The sequence below is a fragment of the Pseudoalteromonas ostreae genome, assembly GCF_018069805.1.
Lineage (GTDB): Bacteria > Pseudomonadota > Gammaproteobacteria > Enterobacterales > Alteromonadaceae > Pseudoalteromonas > Pseudoalteromonas ostreae.
In genome coordinates, this window is the sequence record NZ_JAGPYN010000025.1 from 59,239 (window position 1) to 65,683 (window position 6,445).

General features: G+C 37.4%; 10 protein-coding genes. 5 read left to right on the top strand and 5 right to left on the bottom strand.

From position 1 onward, the window contains the following. The first annotated feature begins 21 nt into the window (after positions 1–21). On the top strand, positions 22–819 hold the full coding sequence (locus J7338_RS17190) for a hypothetical protein (protein ID WP_210798167.1): 798 nt from the start codon (positions 22–24) through the stop codon (positions 817–819). 125 nt (positions 820–944) lie between these two features. Here the strand turns inward: J7338_RS17190 and J7338_RS17195 are convergent, their stop codons facing one another. Further along, positions 945–1,697: a sulfite exporter TauE/SafE family protein gene (locus tag J7338_RS17195; RefSeq protein WP_210798168.1), complete on the bottom strand. Its 753-nt coding sequence runs from the start codon at positions 1,695–1,697 to the stop codon at positions 945–947. 448 nt (positions 1,698–2,145) lie between these two features. Here J7338_RS17195 and J7338_RS17200 point away from each other — a divergent pair, with 448 nt between their 5' ends. The 3 genes from J7338_RS17200 to J7338_RS17210 all read left to right on the top strand — a co-directional run bounded on the left by J7338_RS17200 (position 2,146) and on the right by J7338_RS17210 (position 3,893). After that, complete coding sequence (locus J7338_RS17200; protein WP_210798169.1) at positions 2,146–2,754, top strand: AHH domain-containing protein; 609 nt, start codon at positions 2,146–2,148, stop codon at positions 2,752–2,754. 4 nt (positions 2,755–2,758) lie between these two features. Beyond that, the gene (locus J7338_RS17205; RefSeq protein ID WP_210798170.1) at positions 2,759–3,349 is read left to right on the top strand and encodes an imm11 family protein; all 591 of its coding nucleotides are present in this window, start codon (positions 2,759–2,761) and stop codon (positions 3,347–3,349) included. 175 nt (positions 3,350–3,524) lie between these two features. Beyond that, on the top strand, positions 3,525–3,893 hold the full coding sequence (locus J7338_RS17210) for a GIY-YIG nuclease family protein (protein ID WP_210798171.1): 369 nt from the start codon (positions 3,525–3,527) through the stop codon (positions 3,891–3,893). Between the two features lie 32 nt (positions 3,894–3,925). Here the strand turns inward: J7338_RS17210 and J7338_RS17215 are convergent, their stop codons facing one another. Both J7338_RS17215 and J7338_RS17220 read right to left on the bottom strand, forming a co-directional pair. After that, entirely contained in the window at positions 3,926–4,102 is a 177-nt protein-coding gene (locus tag J7338_RS17215; RefSeq protein WP_210798172.1) for a hypothetical protein, read from the bottom strand. 108 nt (positions 4,103–4,210) lie between these two features. Next, on the bottom strand, positions 4,211–4,477 hold the full coding sequence (locus J7338_RS17220; RefSeq protein WP_210798176.1) for a phage integrase: 267 nt from the start codon (positions 4,475–4,477) through the stop codon (positions 4,211–4,213). A 156-nt stretch (positions 4,478–4,633) separates the two neighbouring features. Here J7338_RS17220 and J7338_RS17225 point away from each other — a divergent pair, with 156 nt between their 5' ends. Further along, entirely contained in the window at positions 4,634–4,948 is a 315-nt protein-coding gene (locus tag J7338_RS17225) for a tyrosine-type recombinase/integrase (RefSeq protein WP_275074561.1), read from the top strand. Positions 4,949–5,090: 142 nt separating this feature from the next. Here the strand turns inward: J7338_RS17225 and J7338_RS17230 are convergent, their stop codons facing one another. Continuing rightward, positions 5,091–5,435 carry a hypothetical protein gene (locus tag J7338_RS17230; protein WP_210798173.1) on the bottom strand — a complete coding sequence of 115 codons (345 nt, stop codon included), beginning with the start codon at positions 5,433–5,435 and terminating at the stop codon, positions 5,091–5,093. 117 nt (positions 5,436–5,552) lie between these two features. Further along, complete coding sequence (locus tag J7338_RS17235; protein WP_054200818.1) at positions 5,553–6,419, bottom strand: alpha/beta fold hydrolase; 867 nt, start codon at positions 6,417–6,419, stop codon at positions 5,553–5,555. Positions 6,420–6,445: the final 26 nt, after the last annotated feature.

Sequence of the window (6,445 nt, forward strand, 5' to 3'; positions counted from 1 at the left end):
TAAATACGATAAGGAATATACGTGCTTGATAATAACTTCTCCTCAGAGCAGCTTAATTTACTGTGCGCTGACTTAGCGCAACTAAGATTAAGAGCCGATTTAACACTTGCGCCTACTATTCCGTACTTTGCTGAAAAGCCTTATCCTATTGGTCGTTGTAGAGAAATAAGAGACGAAGTATTTACATTACTACAAGCACAACTGCCGCACACAAACAAACCTGGGCTTAGTTTATTAAAATCTCTTATTGCCCAAGGCAATCCTTTACAAAAAGCATGGGGGTCACTGCGGGATGAATATTTTCAAAACGCATTTATTATTGGTCCTTGGTATATTGATGTTGCTAACGACACCGTAAATGCCAATAAACCCAGAGTAGAGATTTTGCCTTTAGCGACATCAAACTTTACCCCAATCAAAGATTTTACTCAGTTTGTAAAAATAGCCCGTAGCTATTGGAAAGTTACAGTGTATAGAAATGATGTATGCCCAGCACTTGCGCCTTATATGCCACTTTTATGTGTTGGCGATAAGGGTACTAGCTGGCTCGGAGCCGCAAACGACGACATGCTAAACATCGCAATACACAGCCAATTTACCCAATCAAAAACAATATTAACTACCCTGCCAAGCCCACCCATAGAGATAATACAACGCTGGCAATCACAGCTATTAAACTTCACTCACGACCCCTTATTAACAACAAAAGGAGATGCAATCACCTTTTGTGATGAATACAATAAAAAGTTACAACACCCCGATCTAGCACACAGGGATGCCGCTGTGATTGCCTATTCATCGTTACCAAAGTCAGTGTAGTTATAATATCAGTGCAACACTCATTGCAATGACGTGTAATCGAAAAGCCTGCCCTTGCTCCTATACTCCTTAATGAGTAAAGCGCTATGACACTTAGGTTTATAGCGCTTTAACTGCTCCTCAAATTAGAAGGCTTGAAATCCCTGCCATGCCAATTGCAATACAAGTAAGGTTAACACAACCCGAAAAATACGTTTAAATTTATCAGCAGAAATACGTTGCAATAATTGTAATCCAAGCCAAGTACCAAGCGCACCACTGATAATCATTGCTGCAACTAAAGGCAACCACTGCCAAAACGAAAAGCCCACAAAGCCATACAAAATAGCTTTAAAAGTATGCTGTACACTCATACAAGCAGAAAAAGTAGCAGTGTATCTTAGCTTCTCATAATTATTAACATACAAACAACTACCCACTAGCGGGCCACTCGCCCCCACAAACATCGATAAAAAGGTTGTTACAGCACCAGCAGCACTGCGCCATAAAGTAGAGGTTTCACGTAGCTTTGGCGTTACGCCCCACAATAAATAAAGTACAAACCCTGCCACTACAATTTTCATCAATTCAAGTGGAATACGCGTCACAATCGACGACGCAGCAAACGCACCAATAATTCCACCCAACGAAAAAAACACAAACATGCTTTTATCAAGGTGTTTAAAGGTCAGCATAAACCTGTTGGCATTTGAGCCCAGCTGCACTAACCCATGCACCGGAATAACAATACTCATAGGCAATAACGACGCCATCACCACCAACAACATCAACCCGCCACCAGCACCAAAAGCCGCCGATATCATCGACGTAATGGCCGATAAAACAATCAGCCCAACCGCACTGAGCGGCGTTAATAAATCACCACCTAAAAATTCCATGTAAGACCACTTGGTAAGTAAAAAAGAATAATGACGTTAGCATGAGTAAAAATAAGATGCGAGTACCTAAAGCACCAGTAAAATGAAGCGCTTATTTCAATAAAATAAAAATAAGCGATGAGCTATTAAAACAATAAAACACTTCGCCTTAAACATAAAAAAACCCACCAATCTGATTACTCAAATTGGTGGGTTTTTTAGGGTTTTTAAATCAACGAATTTAAAAACCGATATTGGTGGAGCTGGGGGGATTTGAACCCCCGTCCGAAAAGCCTCGATTGTTACAGGCTACCATCAAAAACAACAACTTATTTGATAATCAAGATGTTAATTACTTATAGTACCTTATATAGTCTTGTCTAATCTATTGTATTTGGGCATCATATGGACATTGTTTTTAATATTTACTTCATTAAGCTCAACAACTATTTTTTAAAAGGAATTTGTAATGCGTCAAGAGTATGAAGAAGTTACTGTCCAAGAGTTAGAACAAGACATACTAGCTGTTACAGGCGACCCCGTCCAAGCAAAAGCTAAATCACAAGCTTTTGCAATTTATTATCGTAATGTAGTCACTGACTCTACCCGCTATCAAAAAGGTATAATTACAGAAGATGAATTGAAGTATTCTCGTCATATTCAATGGGAGCACATGAGAAGCCACTCCAAGAAGCTAGCTGAGAATATGGCTCAAGCTGGTAGAGGAAAACTTCCCAAAAATACAGCAGCACACCATATTGTCTCTTGGAATGCTATGCGTGCAGCTCGTTCTCGTATGAGGTTAGCAGCATTTGGCATTGACATTGATCATGAAGCTAATGGCGTATACTTACCCTTACATAAAGCTCACGTACCGATGGAATCAATGCCTGACGCATATGCACACGCTACCATCCATACTACAAAATATTACTTGAATGTAGAGTTTCTTCTTGACCAGTCAATTAACAAAGGAATGGGGCATAGAGGGATAATTGAAGCATTACGTCAAATTTCAGATGGTCTTGAAGATGGTGAATTCCCAATTCATACCAAACTAAGTGGAACTCAGGTTTAATAATATGAAAAGTTTTAATAAAGCATATGGTTTTAATATAAATCCTGATTTATATCTTTACCTCAATGAAACAGGTTTCGAGCAAACGATGCAATTAACACAAGGCCAAATATTACTTTTTGATGGTCATTCCATGAAAAATAATTGGCGCACTCTGGGAGTTAATTGGCTTATTGATGAACATAATAAAGATGCAGCACTTCAAATACCAGATATTGCTGGATTAGGCTCTACGTCTTATGTTTTATCAAAAGAAGTTAAAGCAATAATGGAACCTAGTTTAGGAGACAATATTGAGTATCTTAATTGCGATTTAAATGGTGAAACTTGGTATGCGCTAAACCTCATTGGTTTTGAAGATGCAATAAACCATGAGTTTACTGAGCATAATTATAACAAACGGGGTGAAATCAAAATGATAAAGCCGTTTAAGCGATTAGTTATAGACAAGTCGAAAGTAGAAAATACGGCTTTGTTTCGCACAAAAGAAACGGGATTAAGTTATATAACTACTGATGCAAAAAATAGTTTTTACTCTCTAGTTAAAGAACATAATTTTACTGGAATTGAATTTCATGAGATAGAAGTTGTTTAATATCATAAATGATGGTTTATATCTGTCCTGAGCTATAGAATTTTGGCTATATGTGGACATTATTGAGCCAAACAATTTATATAATTATTTAACCTCTACAACATTTCATCCTTATGGTTTTGCAAACAACGTAAAAATCTATGCCGACCTTTACTTGTTAGACAGGGAGCTAAGTATGGACACTGATCGCGGCACAAATATATATTTATACGTTTTAAAGTTGCAAAACTCTAAACTCTATGTCGGGCAGTCTATAGAGCCAGAAAAGCGTATTAAAGCGCATTTCAAAGGTAAGGGTTCTGCATGGACTAGGTTGTTTCCCCCCATAGAAATTATTAAACAGTGGGACAGCACGTTTACAGACTGGAAACTGGCAGAAGTCGAAGAAAACCTAATTACACTCACCTTAATGCAAAAGTTTGGCTGGAAGAATGTTCGAGGCGGTTATTGGTCAAATATTGATGAAAATTCTACCTTCAAAGGGCTACAAAAACATATTTCTTTAATAAAGGAGTTTGGGTTAAATATAAATGATGTTTGCTAATAGCTTCAAGCTAACACCCAAATTTACCCTATTTATTCCATACGAATCATCTTTGTCAGCTTCGACTTTATTTTCTGTTCTGACTCACCGCTTAACTTAATTAATTCATAGTTTTCTTCAAGTGCTGATGACAAAGGTACTTCATCATCAATATCATCGCTTATTTTGATATACTTTAAAATTCCATTTGCCTTGTGCGTTTTGTTCATAAACCAATGCCTTAAAAATAATAACTTTGAAACTAACCTATTTATTACAGTTCTTAAAAGATTTTAGACACGATTAAAATATGCGGGTTAGTAGAGCGCTTTAACTCATTAAGCAGAGTAATTATTTCGTCTTCCATCAAAAAATGAAAGCTCAGCTTGTTGAAGTTTGAAAGGCTTAATTTCAGCTAGAGGGTTCGGGTATTTCAACTCCCCTACTTCAATTAACTTATTGAACATACTCTTAATTAAAACAAGGTCGTTGTTTGCGGTTTTTGGGCTTATTGGCGTTTCACCCGACATACGTTCACCACGCCATTTAACAAAATCTTTAGCCTGTAAATTCATAGCAATTGGATTGTTCAGCGCTTCATGCAATTGTGAGCCTGGTATTCAATACAGGCATTCGCTCTAGTGAATGGGTTGCTCTAAAAAGAACTGATGTATGTTTAAAAACAAATATCTATTTTCGATGCAATTGTTAACGGTGCTGTAAAAGGCACAAAGACAAAAGCCGGCCGAAGAAATATTCCTATTTCCGAAGATGTTTGTGATTTATTAGCTTTAGAAATGAAAAAACACGACTCTGAATACTTGTTTTTAAATTCTCAGCAAAGAGTTTGGAACCAAGATTCGTTTAGAAAGCACCGGTGGAGAAGCTTACTAGACTCTTGCGGCGTAAAATACCGCTCCCCCTACCAGATGAGACACACGTTTGCATCTAAGTTAATTTCTGAGGGAGTAAACCACTGGAAGATATCTAAGCTTATGGGGCACTCTTCACCCAATACACTCTATCAGCATTATGGTAATTTTATCGATGAGTATGAAAGAGAGCATAATGCTTAGTTAAATACAGTTGAAGGGGGGGGTATGGGCTTGATACGCATTCTACTCAGCTAACCCTCCCCTGCTATTAATTAGTGCTATTTAGCCCAAGTCAAACTTCTGGAAAGTGCCAACAGCGGACAGTCGTAACCATAGTCACTTGTTATAACTCAATATCGTTGATGTATGAATTTCTTAGCCTTTTTTCATAGTTCTTTAAACTTTCTGAAAACTTGAACTCTACATAGCCACGGTTGATATTTTTAATATATATTTCAGTGCCGCCTGCTTTCAAAGTTTCAATAGCCAACTTATGAAGCCCACAAAAAATTGCCCACACCATTAAGTCGTTAAACTCATTTAGTGAAGTAACTCTTTCTTGAGCCAAGTCCCACTCTGAGCTTAGCTGGGGAAAGTAATCACCAGTTTCGCTTAATGTGCCATCAGCAATGTTAATTTTTGAAGCCCAAATGAGCTTAGTTTCTTTAAATATGCGGCTAAATTTCATTTTGACCAACGCTTTGCTAAGGGGCAATTGACTGTTGGCTAAACTTGCGCGAAGCGCCAAGCCAACTGTTAATTGTCCCAGTGAGTTTACGAACGAACTTTAGCAACTTGTTAAGCCTCATTTGCCAACAAGTTCTTTAATGCTTTTTACTACCAAATCGCGGTCTGCGATATGCAGGTGGTGTTTTTCTGATTCCGAATAGATAATGCGGCTATTAGTGGATAAATTTTTGAAGTAACTTTCTGCACCAGCGTATAAGGAATCCATGGTATTTGCTATTTCATCGGGAACAAAAGGTGGATCGTATCGTTTACCTGTTTGCTTTGAGCGTACAACTATTACTGGTTTGTCTCCGTAATTTGAGGCGTCAGCTAATATTTTATAGCTTTTCATATGGTCTACATTTTCAGGAACCCTTTCAAACATTGGGTCATAAACACTTTGCTCAAATTTATAAAAACGCTCTAATTTTTCATTATCTGTTTTAAAGTTTATAGGCCATCTAGTACCCATTGTATAAAAATACCCAAGTGGTGGTGGGTCAATAAGTACAGCTCCCATGACTTCTTGTGGATAAAGGTTATTGTATGCGGCGACTATATAAGAAGCATATGAACCACCAGCAAAATAATACGGTGCTTTGATATTAGCATTTTGAAGCAAATTTCTGAGCCTACTTGCCATATCATTAACAGTGAATGGAATTACACCTTTTTCACTTTTACCCAATCCAGCTCGGTCATATAAACAAATACTAAAATCGTTTTTTAATCGTTTTATATTTTCTAACCAAACACCATCTGAACCAGAACGCCCAAAACCCTGCTCAAGTATTAATTGTGGCTTGTCATTTTCGTAACACTCAAGATAAAGCTTAAATCCACCAACATCATATAATCCTGATTTTGTTGGCTTCATTTCTAGCTCTGTAGCCAGCGCACCAAAACTAATAAAAATTGAACATAACAATATAATTGATTTCATTTAGACTCCATTCTCTCGATGAGGTT

What these genes read in the sequence shown, in the direction of transcription:
- J7338_RS17195 (WP_210798168.1), bottom strand. Translation starts at nt 1,697, where the DNA reads ATGGAATTTTTAGGTGGTGATTTATTAACGCCGCTCAGTGCGGTTGGG.
- J7338_RS17200 (WP_210798169.1), top strand. Translation starts at nt 2,146, where the DNA reads ATGCGTCAAGAGTATGAAGAAGTTACTGTCCAAGAGTTAGAACAAGAC.
- J7338_RS17205 (WP_210798170.1), top strand. Translation starts at nt 2,759, where the DNA reads ATGAAAAGTTTTAATAAAGCATATGGTTTTAATATAAATCCTGATTTA.
- J7338_RS17210 (WP_210798171.1), top strand. Translation starts at nt 3,525, where the DNA reads ATGGACACTGATCGCGGCACAAATATATATTTATACGTTTTAAAGTTG.
- J7338_RS17215 (WP_210798172.1), bottom strand. Translation starts at nt 4,102, where the DNA reads ATGAACAAAACGCACAAGGCAAATGGAATTTTAAAGTATATCAAAATA.
- J7338_RS17230 (WP_210798173.1), bottom strand. Translation starts at nt 5,435, where the DNA reads ATGAAATTTAGCCGCATATTTAAAGAAACTAAGCTCATTTGGGCTTCA.
- J7338_RS17235 (WP_054200818.1), bottom strand. Translation starts at nt 6,419, where the DNA reads ATGAAATCAATTATATTGTTATGTTCAATTTTTATTAGTTTTGGTGCG.